Origin of the sequence: Tepidimonas sp., assembly GCF_036824975.1 — a bacterium.
Classification (GTDB): domain Bacteria; phylum Pseudomonadota; class Gammaproteobacteria; order Burkholderiales; family Burkholderiaceae_C; genus Tepidimonas.
The window spans coordinates 1-13,541 of sequence record NZ_DAISZC010000059.1 but is presented as its reverse complement, the minus strand read 5'-3'; the positions used below and the strand labels follow the sequence as shown (position 1 = coordinate 13,541).

Below are 13,541 nucleotides of genomic sequence, written 5' to 3'. Positions count from 1 at the left end.
GCCACCGGCTGGGTCTCACCCTTGCCTTCGGTGTAGATGCGGTTGGCTTCCACGCCTTTGCTGACCAGATACGCCTTGACGGCTTCGGCGCGACGCTCGGACAGACGCTGGTTGTAGCCCTCTGGGCCGGTGGAATCAGTGTGACCGACGGCAATCACCACCTCCAGCTTGATGCCCTTGAGCTTCTCGACCAGGTCGTCCAGGCGGGCCTTGCCCTCGGGCTTCAGAACCGCTTTATCAAAGTCGAAAAAGGTTTCGGCCGCATACGTCACCTTGGCCGGAGCAGCCGGGGCCGGAGCGGGTGCGGGTGCCGGTGCCGGAGCAGGGGCCGGAGCAGCCGCCGGGGCGGGTGCCGGAGCCGGAGCGGGCGCCGGGGCCGGAGCGGGCGCCGGAGCGGGCGCCGGCGCAGCAACGATCGCTCCGTCACAACCTTTGGCCGCCGTGGCCGGCGTCCAGCTCGCGTTGCGCCAGCACAGCTCGTTGGTGCCGTTCTTCCAGACCAAGTCACCGGTGCCGTTGCGCCAGTTGTCGATGGTCTGGGCCCCCGCCCCCGCCGCCGCGGCGGCTGTGGCAAACAACGCAGCAATCTTCGTCAGTTTGTTCATTCTGTACCTCTGTCTGTGTGGTGAACCGGATCAATCCAGCGAACCGCGGAGCCCGTGCGGCCTTGGATGCTTACGGTGTTATTCTGCCACATGGCGTGCTGCTGCCAAGCCCCCGCGGTCGTCCTGGCGCCAGCGCGTGCCGCCAAGCCGCCAGCCTGTGGCGGTCTTGCAACAGCCCGGCCACCCAGGACAGGGCGCAAACGGTGCGATCGAGTTCCTTACAATACATCGGCATTTTGTGGAGCCTGGCCGCCGCGCTCATCAGCCTCCTCATGAGGGAACCGCGCCGGCACCTCCCCATTTCAGTTACACCGCCCCGACGGCGGCGCGTTCATGACCGCATTCGCCAAAGAAACCATCCCCGTCAGCCTCGAAGAGGAGATGCGCCGCAGCTACCTCGATTACGCGATGAGCGTGATCGTGGGGCGCGCGCTGCCCGACGCCCGCGATGGCTTGAAACCCGTGCACCGGCGCGTGTTGTACGCGATGCACGAGTTGGGCAACGACTGGAATCGCCCCTACAAGAAATCGGCGCGCATCGTCGGTGACGTCATCGGTAAGTACCACCCGCACGGCGACAGTGCGGTATACGACACCATCGTGCGCATGGCGCAGGATTTCTCGCTGCGCCATATGCTGGTCGATGGCCAGGGCAATTTCGGTTCGGTGGACGGCGACGGCGCCGCAGCGATGCGTTACACCGAAATCCGGCTGTCCAAGATCGCCCACGAAATGCTGGCCGACATCGACAAGGAAACCGTCGATTTCGGCCCCAACTACGATGGCAGCGAGCGCGAGCCACTGGTGCTGCCCACCCGGCTGCCCAATCTGCTGGTCAACGGCTCGGCCGGCATCGCGGTGGGCATGGCCACCAACATTCCGCCGCACAACCTCAACGAGGTGGTGGATGCCTGCCTGCACCTGCTGGCGCACCCCGACGCGACGGTGGATGACCTGATGGCCATCATCCCGGCGCCGGACTTTCCGACCGCCGGCATCATCTATGGTATCCAGGGTGTGCGCGAAGGCTACCGCACCGGGCGCGGGCGCGTGATCATGCGCGCGCGCTGCCACTTCGAGGACATCGATCGCGGCCAGCGGCAGGCCATCATCGTCGATGAAATCCCCTACCAAGTCAACAAGAAGGCGCTGCTGGAGCGCATCGCCGAGCTGGTGCGCGACAAGCGCATCGAGGGCATCAGCCACATCCAGGACGAGTCGGACAAGTCCGGCATGCGGGTGGTGATCGAGCTCAAGCGCGGTGAGGTGCCCGAGGTGGTGCTGAACAACCTGTACAAGCACACCCAGCTGCAAGACACGTTCGGCATCAACATGGTGGCGCTGGTGGACGGCCAGCCCAAGCTGTGCAACCTGAAGGACCTGCTGGACATCTTCCTGCAGCACCGGCGCGAGGTGGTCACACGACGTACGGTGTTTGAGCTGCGCAAGGCCCGCGAACGCGGCCACGTGCTCGAAGGTCTGGCGGTGGCACTGGCCAACATCGACGAGTTCATCCGCATCATCCGCGAAAGCCCCACCCCGCCGGTGGCCAAGGCCGAGCTGATGGCGCGCCGCTGGGACAGTGCGCTGGTGCGCGAGATGCTAACGCGCGCGCGGCCCGACGGCAGCGTGGTCAATGCCGACGACTACCGGCCCGAGGACCTGCCGCGGCATTACGGCCTGCAGGGCGATGGGCTGTACGCGCTGTCCGAGACGCAGGCGCAGGAAATCCTGCAGATGCGGTTGCAACGCTTGACCGGCCTGGAGCAGGACAAGATCGTGGCCGAGTACAAGGAAGTGATGGCGCACATCGACGACCTGCTCGACATCCTGGCCCGGCCCGAGCGGGTGACTGCCATCATCGCCGACGAGCTGCGTGCCATCCGCGCCGAGTTCGGCCAGACCCCTGAGGGCGCGCGGCGCAGCCAGATCGAGCACAACGCGCAGGAGCTCGACACCGAAGACCTCATTGCCCCGCAGGACATGGTGGTGACGCTGTCGCACGCGGGCTACATCAAGGCGCAGCCGTTGTCCGAGTATCGCGCACAGCGCCGTGGCGGGCGCGGCAAGCAAGCCACCGCCACCAAGGACGACGACTGGATCGACCAGCTCTTCATCGCCAATACGCACGACTGGATCCTGTGCTTTAGCAACCGTGGCCGGCTGTATTGGCTCAAGGTGTGGGAGGTGCCCGCCGGCTCGCGCAACTCGCGCGGGCGCCCCATCGTCAACATGTTTCCGCTGGCCGAAGGGGAAAAAATCACGGTGGTGCTGCCACTGACCGGCGAGTTCCGCCGTTTCCCCGCCGACCACTACGTTTTTATGGCCACTGCGCACGGGGTGGTCAAAAAGACCGCGCTCGACGAGTTTGCCAACCCGCGCAAGGCCGGCATCATCGCGGTCGATCTGGACGAGGGCGACTATCTGATCGGCGCGGCACTGACCGACGGCCAGCACGACGTGATGCTGTTTTCCGACGGCGGCAAGGCAGTGCGCTTCGACGAAAACGACGTGCGCCCGATGGGCCGGCAGGCACGCGGCGTCAAGGGCATGACGCTGGAGGATGGCCAGCGCGTCATCGCCATGCTGGTGGCCGAGGACGAAACGCAGAGCGTGCTGACCGCCACCGAAAACGGCTATGGCAAGCGCACCCCGATCACCGAGTACACCCGCCACGGCCGCGGCACCAAGGGGATGATCGCCATCCAGCAAAGCGAGCGCAACGGCAAGGTCGTGGCCGCGACGCTGGTGCGCCCGGAGGACGAAATCATGCTGATCACCGACCGCGGGGTGCTGGTGCGCACCCGCGTGGCCGAAATCCGTGAACTGGGCCGCGCCACCCAGGGCGTGACGCTGATTGCACTGGACGAGGGCGATCGCCTCAGCGGCCTGCAACGCATTGCCGACAACGACGAAGCCGGCCTTGACGACAGCGGCGAGGCATCGCCCGATGTCGGCGCGCCCGGCGCCTCCCCGTCAGACGACATCACCGGGAGCTGACCATGGCGCGCCCGTACAACTTCTCGGCCGGTCCGGCCGCCATGCCCGAGAGCGTGCTGCAGCAGGCCGCAGCCGAAATGCTGGACTGGCACGGCACCGGCATGGGGGTCATGGAGATGAGCCACCGCGGCGCGGCGTTCGGAGAAATTCTGGAACGCGCCGAGGCCGACCTGCGCACGTTGCTGGCCATTCCACCGCACTTTCGCGTGCTGTTTTCGCAGGGCGGGGCGCTCGCGCACAACGCCATGGTGCCGCTGAACCTGGTGGGACGGCGAACAGCGCGGCGCATCGATGTCGTCGTCACCGGGGCCTGGAGCCAAAAGTCAGCCCAGGAAGCGCGGCGTTACGGGGACGTGCAGATCGCCGCCAACGGTGCCGACAGCGGCTTCACCACGATCCCCGACCCCGCCACATGGCACCTGCGCGACGATGCCAGCTACGTCCATTTGTGCTCCAATGAGACCATTCATGGGGTCGAATTCCACACCTTGCCTGACTTGGCGGGGCTGGGCAGCGACGCGCCGCTGGTGATCGATTTTTCATCGCACGTGCTGTCGCGACCGGTGGACTGGGCGCGTGTCGGCCTGGCGTTTGGCGGGGCGCAGAAAAATATCGGCCCGGCGGGCCTGACGCTGGTGGTGGTGCGCGAGGATCTGCTGGGGCACGCGTTGCCGATCTGCCCCAGCGTATTCGACTATCGGGTGCTGGCCGAAGCGCACTCCATGGCCAATACGCCACCCACGTACGCGATTTATATCGCCGGTCTGATTTTCCAATGGGCACTGGCGCAGCGCGAAGGCGACCTGAGCGGCGTGGCGGCGCTGCAGGCGCGCAACATGGCCAAGGCGCAGCGCCTGTACGACGCGATCGACCGCTCTGCGCTGTACGTCAACCTGGTCGATCCGGCCTGCCGCTCGCGCATGAATGTGCCGTTTTTTTTGCGCGGCGACGACGGCCAACCGCTGCGTGACCCGGCCCACCCGCGCAACGCCGCGTTTCTGCGTGGCGCACAGGAACGCGGGCTGTTGCAGCTCAAAGGCCACAAATCGGTGGGCGGCATGCGCGCCAGCCTCTACAACGCCATGCCGATGGCGGGCGTGGAGGCGCTGATCGACTATCTGCACGAATTCGAACGACGGGCCTGACCGGCCTTGTCCGCCATGCTGGACGGCGTGCCATGACCGAACCCGCTTCCCCCTCGCCTGCCCCCTGCCCTGCTGCGGACACCGCAGCCCCTGCACCGACGGCCAGCCCGCGCCTGCTGGCGCTGCGCCAGCGCATCGATGCGCTGGACGAACAACTGCTGGCGCTGCTCAACGAGCGCGCCCGCATCGCCGAGGAGGTAGGCGCCGTCAAGCGCGCCGAAGGTTCGCCGTTCTTTCGTCCCGATCGCGCCGCGCAAGTGATTGCCAACTTGCAGGCGTGCAACAGCGGCCCGCTGCGCAACGACCACGTGGCCGCCATCTGGCGCGAAATCATGTCGGCCTGCCTGGCGCTGGAGGCCCCACTGCGGGTGGCCGTGCTGGGGCCGGAAGGCACGTTTTGCGAGCAGGCGGCCATCGACTATTTTGGCAGCGCTGCCGATTTGATCTACTGCCCCAGCTTCGACGAGGTCTTCCACGCCACCGCCGCCGGTACCGCGCAGTTTGGCGTGGTCGGCGTGGAGAACTCCACCGAGGGCGTGGTGGCGCGCTCGCTGGACCTCTTTCTGCGCTCGCCGGTGCACATCGTGGGCGAAGTCAGCCTGCTGGTGCGGCATAACCTGCTGCGTCAAGTACCCAGCCTGGACGGCATCGAGGTCGTGATGGCGCACCCGCAGGCGCTGGCGCAGTGCCAGGGCTGGCTGTCCACCCACCTGCCGCACGCCGAACGGCGTGCGGTGGCCAGCAACGCCGAAGGCGCGCGGCTGGCCACCCAAAACCCCGCTTGGGCGGCCATCGCCAGCGAACGTGCGGCGGCTCAATATATGCTGCACATCGTCGCGCACGCCATTCAAGACGAGGCCTACAACCGCACGCGCTTTGCCGTCATCTGCCTGCCCCAAACCATGGCGATGCCGCCAGCCAGCGGGCGCGACTGCACCAGCTTGGTAGTGTCGGTGCCGAACCGCCCTGGTGCGGTACACGACTTGCTGCGGCCGCTGAAGGAGCATGGCGTATCGATGACACGCTTCGAGTCGCGACCCGCCAAGTCCGGACAGTGGGAGTACTACTTCTACATCGACATCGCGGGTCATCCCTCCCAGCCACAGGTAGCTGCGGCCCTGCAGGAGCTGCAGGGTCTGTGTGCGTTCTACAAGATGCTGGGCGCCTACCCCGTGTCGGAGTGACGCCCGCATGTGCTCCCCCCGCCTCCCTCACGCCGGTGCGGTCTCAGCCGCCCAAAATGCCACCGCCCCTGCGGCGCCTGCGGACACCCGGCAAGATGCGCCGAAAAATCCACCCCCTCACTTTCGCCAATTGGCAGTGCTCGGCTGCGGCCTGATGGGGGGGTCGTTCGCGCTGGCCGCCAGGGCCGCCGGGCTGGTGCAGCGGGTGGTGGGCCACGCCCGCTCGCCCCAAACCCTGCACCGCGCGCGCGAGCTGGGCGTCATTGACGCCGCAGCGCCGTCAGCCCCGCTGGCGGTGGAGGGCGCGGATCTGATCCTGCTGGCCGTACCGGTGGCCGCCACCGCCGCCACCCTGCAGGCCATCCGTGACCGGGTAAGCCCCGGCGCACTGGTGATGGATGTCGGTTCCACCAAAGGGAACGTGGTGGCGGCCGCGCAGCAGCACTTCGCGGACCGGCTGGCGCAGTTCGTGCCAGCACACCCCATCGCGGGCAAAGAACGCGCCGGGGTGGAGCATGCCAGCGCCGAGCTGTACCGTGGCAGCCAGGTGATCCTGACCCCGCTGCCACAGACCGATCCGGCACAGACGCGGTGGGCGTCGGCCCTCTGGCAGGCCTTGGGGGCGCGCGTGCGCACCATGCCGCCCGAGGCGCACGACGCCGCCTACGCCGCCGTCAGCCACCTGCCTCACCTGCTGGCCTTTGCCGCGGTGCGGGCGCTGGCGCAGCAGCCCACCGCCGCGGAATGGCTCGGGCTGGCCGGCCCCGGCTTTCGCGATTTCACCCGCATCGCGGCCAGCGACCCGGACGTCTGGCGCGACATTCTGCTGGCCAACCGCGAGCAGGTGCTGCGGCAGGCACAGGCGTTTCGCGCGGCGCTCGACGCCTTCGAGGCCACCCTGCAGGCCGGCGATGCCGCCGCACTGCATGCGCTCATTGACCACGCCTGTCATATTCGCACTGCGTGGGCCGCTGGCGCGTATGCTGCCGCCCCCACATCCCAGACGCCATGTACCGAACCGCCTTCCTCGACATCCCCCCGCTGAGGGCCGCCGCCGGCGCCGTGCGGCTGCCCGGCTCCAAAAGCATTTCGAACCGGGTGCTGCTGCTGGCCGCCCTGTGTGACGGTGAGACGGTGATCGAGGATCTGCTCGACTCCGACGACACGCGCGTGATGCTCGACGCTTTGGTGGCGCTGGGCTGCAGCCTGCAACGCCTGGGACCGAGCACGGTGCGCATACGCGGCCTAGGCGGACGGCTGGCCGTGCGGCAGGCGCGGCTTTTTCTGGGCAACGCGGGCACCGCGATGCGGCCGCTGACGGCGGCGCTGGCGGTGCTGGCCACCCTGCAGGGTGGGCGCTTCGAGCTGGCGGGCGTGCCGCGCATGCACGAACGCCCGATCGGCGATCTGGTGGACGCGCTACGCCAGCTCGGCAGTGCGGTGGACTACCTGGGACAGCCGGGCTACCCGCCGCTGGCGGTGGGGACAGGGGTGCCCGGTGCGCTGCGCACCAGCGAAGCGATCCGGGTGCGTGGCGACGTCTCCAGCCAATTTCTGACCGCGCTGCTGCTGGCGCTGCCACTGGCCGCGCACGAGCACGACATCGTCATCGAGGTCGTCAGTGAGTTGATTTCGAAACCTTACATCGACATCACGCTGCGTCTGCTGGCGCGTTTCGGTGTGGCGGTACAACGTCAGGGCTGGTCACGCTTCACCATCCCGGCGGGCGCGCACTACCGCTCGCCAGGCACCATCCCGGTCGAAGGCGACGCCTCGTCGGCCAGCTATTTCATCGCCGCGGGGGCGTTGGCCGCCACCGACGCCCCAGTGACCATCGAGGGAGTCGGTCTCGCATCGATCCAGGGTGACATCGCGTTTGCCGCCGCCGCCGAGGCCATGGGCGCGCGCATCGAGGGCGAGGCCAACCGCCTGCACGTGCGCCGTGGCGCCTGGCCACTGCGCGCCATCGACCTCGACTGCAACGCGATTCCCGACGCCGCGATGACGCTGGCCGTGATGGCGCTGTACGCCGACGGCCCCTCCACGCTGCGCCACATCGGCAGCTGGCGCGTCAAAGAAACCGACCGCATCGCCGCCATGGCCGCCGAACTGCGCCGACTGGGGGCCACCATCGAGGAAGGCCCCGACTGGCTGCGCGTGCACCCGCTGGGTGCCGACGGCCGCGGCTGGCGCGCCGCGGCGCTGCACACCTATGATGACCACCGCATGGCCATGTGCGGTTCGCTGGCCGCGTTCAACCCGGCGCGGCTGCCGGTGCGCATTCTCGATCCGCAGTGTGTGGGCAAGACGTTCCCCGACTACTTCGAGACCCTGTGGACGGTGGCACAGGCCGACCCGGCCGACATCCCGGTGCTGTGCATCGATGGGCCGACAGCGTCGGGCAAGGGCACACTGGCGGCGGCGCTGGCCCAACGGTTGGGCTACCACGTGCTCGACTCGGGCGCGCTGTACCGGCTGCTGGCGCTGGCGGCCGAGCGCGCGGGCGTGGGTACCGACGAGGCGGCGCTGTGCGATACGCTGACGGTGGCCCGCCTGGAGGCGCTGGCAGCGACCCTGCCGGTGCGCTTCGCAGACGGCCGTCTGTGGTTGGACGGGGAGGACGTGACGCTGGCGGTGCGCAGCGAAGCCGCCGGGATGGCCGCCTCGCGCATCTCGGCGCTGCCTGCGGTGCGCGCCGCATTGCTGGCGCTGCAACGCAGTTTTCGTCGCCTGCCCGGGCTGGTGGCCGACGGGCGCGACATGGGCACAGTGGTGTTTCCGGATGCGCCGCTGAAGGTCTTCCTGACCGCCAGCGCCACCACGCGCGCACAGCGGCGGCTGGAGCAGTTGCGTGCACGCGGAGAAGCTGCTAGCATAGCCGGTCTTTTGGCCGACATTGAGGCGCGGGACGCTCGGGATCGTACGCGAGCTGCTGCGCCGCTTGCCATGGCCGAAGACGCGCTGCCGCTGGACAACTCGCACTTGAGCATCGACGAGTCGGTGCAGACGGTGCTTGACTGGTGGCTACAACGCCGGCCGTTTGCCGCCGCGTCGGGTCCGGACGCAGCGGCACGCCGGTGAGGCTGAAGGCCCCGCGGGTGCTGCCGGATCCCCGCATCCGATCGCCCAAGGGTTCGTCAACCCACCATCCGTGCTCCGCTCGGATGCCATCCCCCAACCGCCGCCGCACACGGACCCCGGCGGCATCAGGAAATTGCATGTCTGAATCGTTTGCCGCCCTGTTCGAAGAGTCGCTCAAGCGCGCCGAAATGCGCCCGGGTGAGGTCATCACCGCCGAAGTCGTGCGCATCGACCACAACCACGTGGTCGTCAACGCCGGGCTGAAGTCCGAGGCCTACATCCCGATCAACGAGTTCAAGAACGACCAGGGCGAGCTGGAAGTGCAGGTCGGTGACTTCGTCGCCGTCGCCGTCGAGGCCGTCGAAAACGGTTACGGCGACACGATCCTGTCGCGCGACAAGGCCAAGCGGCTGGCCTCGTGGATGCAGCTGGAAAAGGCGCTGGAGTCAGGCGAGTTCGTCACCGGCACCACCACCACCAAGGTCAAGGGTGGCCTCAAGGTCATGGTCAATGGCATCAGCGCGTTCCTGCCGGGCTCGCTGGTGGATACGCGCCCGGTCAAGGATCTGACGCCCTACGAGGGCAAGACCATGGAGTTCAAGGTCATCAAGCTCGACCGCAAGCGCAATAACGTGGTGCTGAGCCGTCGCGCCGTGATCGAGGCCTCGATGGGCGAAGAGCGCGCCAAGCTCCTGGAGACGCTGAAAGAAGGCGCCATCGTCACCGGTGTGGTCAAAAACATCACCGAGTACGGCGCGTTCGTCGATCTGGGCGGCATCGATGGCCTGCTGCACATCACCGACATGGCGTGGCGCCGCGTGCGTCACCCGAACGAGGTGGTACAGGTGGGCCAGGAAGTCACGGCCAAGGTGCTCAAGTTCGACACCGAGCGCCAGCGCGTCTCGCTGGGCCTGAAGCAAATGGGTGACGACCCGTGGCTGGGTGTGGCGCGCCGCTACCCGGCTGGCACGCGCCTGTTTGGCAAGGTGACCAACATCGCCGACTACGGGGCGTTTGTCGAACTCGAGCCCGGCATTGAAGGGCTGGTGCACGTCTCCGAGATGGACTGGACCAACAAAAATGTGGCGCCGACCAAGGTGGTGTCCATCGGCGACGAGGTCGAGGTCATGGTGCTCGACATCGACGAGGACAAGCGCCGCATCAGCCTAGGCATGAAGCAGTGCAAGCCCAACCCCTGGCAGGAATTCGCCGACACCCACAAGCGCGGCGACAAGGTCAAGGGCCCGATCAAGTCGATCACCGACTTTGGCATCTTCGTCGGCCTGGACAATGGCATTGACGGGCTGGTGCACCTGTCCGACCTGTCGTGGAACGAGCCGGGCGAGTCGGCAGTGCGTAACTACAAGAAGGGCCAGGAAGTCGAAGCGGTGGTGCTGGGCGTCGATGTGGAGCGCGAGCGCATCAGCCTGGGCATCAAGCAACTCGACGCCGATCCGTTCACCACGTTCGTCTCGGTCAACGACAAGGGCGCCACGGTCACTGGCACCGTGAAGTCGGTCGATGCCAAGGGCGCCGAAATCGACCTGGGCAACGATCTGACCGGCTACCTGCGCGCCAGCGAAATCTCGCGTGACCGTGTCGAGGACGCGCGCAACGTGCTCAAGGAAGGCGACGAGGTCACCGCGGTCATCATCAACATCGATCGCAAGAACCGCAGCATCCAGCTGTCGATCAAGGCCAAGGACGCCGCCGATCAGCAGGAAGCCATGGCCAGCCTGAGCCAGGCGGCTGGCAATGCCGGCACCACCAACCTGGGTGCCCTGCTGCGCGCCAAGCTGGACAACGCCAACAACTGATTCCGGCAGGCGCGGCCCGGCGGGTCCGGGCCCAGCGCTGCGCCCGGCCCGGTGTACCCCGGCCGGGCGTTTTTTCATGGGCCGACGATGACGGCATAATGGGGCCCCATGAATCGCAGCGATCTGTTCGTCGCCTTAGCCGAACGCCACCCGCAGTTGACCACGGCTGACGCCGAGGTGGCCGTCAAGACCCTGCTGGACGGGATGGCGCAGGCCCTGACAGCCGGTCATCGCATCGAAATCCGCGGCTTTGGCAGCTTTGCCGTTGTGGCGCGCCCCCCGCGACAAGCGCGCAACCCGCGCACCGGCGAGGCGGTACAGGTTCCCGGCAAGCGGGTCATCCACTTCAAGCCCGGCAAGGCGCTGCGCGAGGCCGTGGACGGCGCGCGGGAGGAGACATGAAGGTTCTGGGCTGGCTGCTCAAGGCCGCCGCCTTCGTGCTGATCTTTGCGCTCGCCCTGCGCAACCAGACGCCGGTGCGCGTGCAGGGGCTGTTCGGCGCTTACTGGGACGCGCCGCTGGCTTTGGTCCTGCTGGTGGCGCTGTGCATCGGAGTTCTGCTGGGCATGGCGGTGATGGTGCCGCCGTGGTGGCGTGCCAGCCGGGCGGCGCGTCGCTTGGCGGCGCCCCCCGCTCCCCCCCCATCGGCGGGCAGCGCCGACGACTCGGCTGTCCATGGAGTTTGATTTCGCCTGGCTGCTGTGGGCGCTGCCGGTGGCCTTCGGTCTGGGCTGGGTGGCCTCGCGCATCGACTTCCGCCAATGGCGGCTGGAGAGCCGGCCAGTGCCGCGAGCCTACTTCCGTGGGCTGAGCCACCTGCTCAACGAGCAACAGGATCAGGCGATCGATGCCCTGATCGAGGCCGCCCGCCATGAACCGGACGCGGTCGAACTGCACTTCGCGCTGGGCAGTCTATTTCGCCGCCGCGGCGACTATGACCGTGCGGTGCGCGTGCACCAGCACCTGTTGGCGCGCGCCGACCTATCGGCTGTGGAGCGCGAGCGGGCCCAGCATGCCCTGGCGCTGGACTTCTTGAAAGCCGGACTGCTCGACCGAGCGGAGGCGGCGTTCACGGCGCTGCTGGATACGCGCTTCGACGCCGAGGCGCGGCTGGCCCTGCTGGGCATCCACGAACGCGCCCGCGACTGGGAGCGCGCCGCTGCGATGGCGCAGGCGCTCGAAGGCGGGCCGCACGGCAGCTTCAGGCTGCGCCTGGCGCACCACCGCTGCGAGCAGGCCGCCACGCTGCAGCGGCAAGGACACACGACGCAGGCCCTGGCGCTGCTGGAGGCGCTGGTGCAGCAGGTGCCAGCCTGCGCGCGCGCGTGGGCAGCACTGGCCGACCTGCGCCAGACCCTGGGCCACACGGAGGGGGCGCTGGCGGCCCTGCATGGACTGGTGCGCCACTGCCCCACTCACGTACCGCTGATCGCGCACGCCTTGGCTCAATGGTCGCTGCTGACGGGACAGGCCGAAGCGGCGCGCGCCACGCTGCTGCAGTGGGAGGCGACGCACGGTAGCGCGTTGGACGTCACGCAAGCCCTGGCCTCACTTGAGCCGGACGCGACGGCCGCGCGCGCACGCTACATCGCCCACCTGCGGCAGGAACCATCGCTGGTGGCCGCCACGCTATGGCTGGCGGGCGTGCCACTGGGCACTCCCGATGAGGAGCCTCTGGTGCGGCGCGCGCTGGAGCGCGCCGGCGAGCCGCTGAAGCGCTACCGCTGCGCAGCTTGCGGCTTCGAGTCGCGCCAGTACTTCTGGCAGTGCCCAGGCTGCCAAGGCTGGGATACCTATCCGCCGCGCCGCGTCGAGGAATTGTGACCCCGGACGCAGCCGCACCCCCCGCGTGGAGTGCGATGCGTGCCGGGTCAGCTGGCCACGGTGGCCTGCAGCGCCGCCTCGTCCACGATGCGGTATAGGCGGCCGACCCGATCCAGCGGCTGCAGTACCCCGGCGCGCACCAGGGCGCTGATTTCGCGACTGACCGTTTCGAGCTTGAGGTCCATCATCGCGCCCATATCCTCGCGCGTGAACAGCGTCACCACCGCTGGGTCGGTGGCATGGCGCATTTTCAAGATGAAATTGGCAACGCGCTGGCGCGCGGTGCCGAAATTGAGCGCGGCCAGCCAGTCGTCAGCCTCCTTGAGCGCCTGTTGCCACTTCTGCAGCAAGCGCCAGTGCAGGCGCGGCGAATTCTGTGCCAGCCGGTGGATGACGTCGGTCGGAATGCGGCACACCGAGACCTCGGTCAACGCCACGGCCTCGCTGTCGTAGCGGCTGGTGGCCAGCGCCTCCAGCCCGACTACGTCACCCGGGCGCAGCACGCGTAGCACGCGCTGGCGGCCGTCCGGAGTGCTGCGCACCAGTTTGACCAGCCCACTGCGCAGCGTGAACACACCAAACGCCGGCTCGCCCTCCTGGTAGAGGGTCGAACCGGCGTGGAACGCCAGATCGTCGATCGGCGCGTGGATCAGGTTGAAGTCCTGCTCATTGAGATCCGCGAACAGCCCCATGTCGCGGATCCCGCAGGTCTTGCAGTCGGCCGTGCCTCGCCAGGCGGATTCGGTCTTGATCGGAATCATGGGCGAATTGTCGCCCGACCGCAGCTCAGATGCACGCTGTGTGCTTACTCAACACGCGGCGCCAATTCACCCTTGTCGTAGCGCTGGCGCATCTCCTCCAGCGTGTAGATCTTGCCGATGCGGC

11 protein-coding genes are annotated in these 13,541 nt (G+C 67.9%); 9 read left to right on the top strand and 2 right to left on the bottom strand.

Annotated elements, in window-relative coordinates; all coding sequences use genetic code 11:
- On the bottom strand, positions 1 to 605 hold a 605-nt coding region (gene ompA / locus V7Z54_RS07645; protein WP_334135590.1), incomplete at its 3' end, for an outer membrane protein OmpA.
- A gap of 333 nt (positions 606 to 938) precedes the next feature.
- On the opposite strand from ompA, the gene gyrA reads away from it, so the two are divergent.
- The 9 genes from gyrA (at position 939) to V7Z54_RS07600 (ending at position 12,656) form a co-directional block, all read left to right on the top strand.
- The gene (gyrA, locus tag V7Z54_RS07640; RefSeq protein ID WP_334135589.1) at positions 939 to 3,605 is read left to right on the top strand and encodes a DNA gyrase subunit A; all 2,667 of its coding nucleotides are present in this window, start codon (positions 939 to 941) and stop codon (positions 3,603 to 3,605) included.
- 2 nt (positions 3,606 to 3,607) lie between these two features.
- Positions 3,608 to 4,750 (top strand): 3-phosphoserine/phosphohydroxythreonine transaminase, encoded by a 1,143-nt coding sequence (gene serC, locus V7Z54_RS07635; protein ID WP_334135588.1) that lies wholly within the window; start codon positions 3,608 to 3,610, stop codon positions 4,748 to 4,750.
- 32 nt (positions 4,751 to 4,782) lie between these two features.
- Complete coding sequence (gene pheA / locus V7Z54_RS07630) at positions 4,783 to 5,934, top strand: prephenate dehydratase (protein WP_334135587.1); 1,152 nt, start codon at positions 4,783 to 4,785, stop codon at positions 5,932 to 5,934.
- A gap of 7 nt (positions 5,935 to 5,941) precedes the next feature.
- On the top strand, positions 5,942 to 6,979 hold the full coding sequence (locus V7Z54_RS07625; RefSeq protein WP_443082453.1) for a prephenate dehydrogenase: 1,038 nt from the start codon (positions 5,942 to 5,944) through the stop codon (positions 6,977 to 6,979).
- A complete protein-coding gene (locus V7Z54_RS07620) occupies positions 6,943 to 9,015 on the top strand; it encodes a bifunctional 3-phosphoshikimate 1-carboxyvinyltransferase/cytidylate kinase (protein ID WP_334135585.1) in 2,073 nt (690 codons plus the stop codon). Before V7Z54_RS07625 ends, V7Z54_RS07620 begins: the two co-directional genes overlap by 37 nt.
- Before the next feature lie 137 nt (positions 9,016 to 9,152).
- On the top strand, positions 9,153 to 10,832 hold the full coding sequence (gene rpsA, locus V7Z54_RS07615) for a 30S ribosomal protein S1 (protein ID WP_334135584.1): 1,680 nt from the start codon (positions 9,153 to 9,155) through the stop codon (positions 10,830 to 10,832).
- A gap of 108 nt (positions 10,833 to 10,940) precedes the next feature.
- The gene (locus V7Z54_RS07610) at positions 10,941 to 11,234 is read left to right on the top strand and encodes an integration host factor subunit beta (protein ID WP_334135582.1); all 294 of its coding nucleotides are present in this window, start codon (positions 10,941 to 10,943) and stop codon (positions 11,232 to 11,234) included.
- Positions 11,231 to 11,518 carry a lipopolysaccharide assembly protein LapA domain-containing protein gene (locus tag V7Z54_RS07605; RefSeq protein WP_334135581.1) on the top strand — a complete coding sequence of 96 codons (288 nt, stop codon included), beginning with the start codon at positions 11,231 to 11,233 and terminating at the stop codon, positions 11,516 to 11,518. Before V7Z54_RS07610 ends, V7Z54_RS07605 begins: the two co-directional genes overlap by 4 nt.
- Positions 11,508 to 12,656, top strand: a complete 1,149-nt coding sequence (locus tag V7Z54_RS07600; protein WP_334135579.1) for a tetratricopeptide repeat protein — start codon at positions 11,508 to 11,510, stop codon at positions 12,654 to 12,656. Before V7Z54_RS07605 ends, V7Z54_RS07600 begins: the two co-directional genes overlap by 11 nt.
- A gap of 47 nt (positions 12,657 to 12,703) precedes the next feature.
- Here V7Z54_RS07600 and V7Z54_RS07595 read toward each other — a convergent pair whose 3' ends face one another.
- Positions 12,704 to 13,417, bottom strand: coding sequence for a Crp/Fnr family transcriptional regulator (locus V7Z54_RS07595; protein WP_334135577.1), 714 nt, complete (start codon positions 13,415 to 13,417; stop codon positions 12,704 to 12,706).
- Between the last annotated feature and the right edge of the window lie 124 nt (positions 13,418 to 13,541).

Bases quoted from the DNA above. Each gene is read 5' to 3' on its own strand.
- gyrA (WP_334135589.1), top strand. From the start codon at position 939: ATGACCGCATTCGCCAAAGAAACCATCCCCGTCAGCCTCGAAGAGGAG.
- serC (WP_334135588.1), top strand. From the start codon at position 3,608: ATGGCGCGCCCGTACAACTTCTCGGCCGGTCCGGCCGCCATGCCCGAG.
- pheA (WP_334135587.1), top strand. From the start codon at position 4,783: ATGACCGAACCCGCTTCCCCCTCGCCTGCCCCCTGCCCTGCTGCGGAC.
- V7Z54_RS07625 (WP_443082453.1), top strand. From the start codon at position 5,942: ATGTGCTCCCCCCGCCTCCCTCACGCCGGTGCGGTCTCAGCCGCCCAA.
- V7Z54_RS07620 (WP_334135585.1), top strand. From the start codon at position 6,943: ATGTACCGAACCGCCTTCCTCGACATCCCCCCGCTGAGGGCCGCCGCC.
- rpsA (WP_334135584.1), top strand. From the start codon at position 9,153: ATGTCTGAATCGTTTGCCGCCCTGTTCGAAGAGTCGCTCAAGCGCGCC.
- V7Z54_RS07610 (WP_334135582.1), top strand. From the start codon at position 10,941: ATGAATCGCAGCGATCTGTTCGTCGCCTTAGCCGAACGCCACCCGCAG.
- V7Z54_RS07605 (WP_334135581.1), top strand. From the start codon at position 11,231: ATGAAGGTTCTGGGCTGGCTGCTCAAGGCCGCCGCCTTCGTGCTGATC.
- V7Z54_RS07600 (WP_334135579.1), top strand. From the start codon at position 11,508: ATGGAGTTTGATTTCGCCTGGCTGCTGTGGGCGCTGCCGGTGGCCTTC.
- V7Z54_RS07595 (WP_334135577.1), bottom strand. From the start codon at position 13,417: ATGATTCCGATCAAGACCGAATCCGCCTGGCGAGGCACGGCCGACTGC.